Source organism: Veronia pacifica, assembly GCF_001707825.1.
Taxonomy (GTDB): Bacteria; Pseudomonadota; Gammaproteobacteria; order Enterobacterales; family Vibrionaceae; genus Veronia; species Veronia pacifica.
In genome coordinates this window covers 1-430 of record NZ_LYBM01000134.1, presented here as the reverse complement: position 1 = coordinate 430, position 430 = coordinate 1, and the positions used below count along the sequence as shown (strand labels likewise).

Annotated in this window: 1 protein-coding gene; it reads left to right on the top strand. The window is 53.7% G+C overall.

The annotated features are described in order from the left end of the window. Positions 1-430 (top strand): hypothetical protein (locus tag A8L45_RS24905; protein ID WP_175402090.1); only part of this gene is annotated, 430 nt, incomplete at both ends.

The following is a 430-nucleotide window of genomic DNA, read 5'->3' as shown; positions in this document are numbered from 1 at the left end:
CTATGTCACTGACCTGGAGGGCAATCAGTTATCCAATCCAGACCGGACCGACGGTTTATTCCCAGTCAGCTACGGAGCCTCCGGGGCCAATTTCTATGTCCCCTTACCTGCCGGACAGACCGGGATCCGGGTATTCGCCAAACCCATTGATGATGAGAGGTATGATCCCGGTGAGCAACTGTCACTGCGGGTGAATATTGATGGCTCCCAGTATGTATTTTCAGGTAAAGCCACCCTGCAGGACGATGAGAGTGCCCCTGTTGTCAACGCGATAACCACGAACGAGACCACAGTCACCGAGGGTGACAACGAGGAGCTCATCTGGACAGTGGCGCTAAACAATGCCTCGGCCTCCAACACCACCCTGCAACTGGATATCAACAACCTCAATCACAACGGTGACTTCGAGACAGACACTAACGGTACCTTC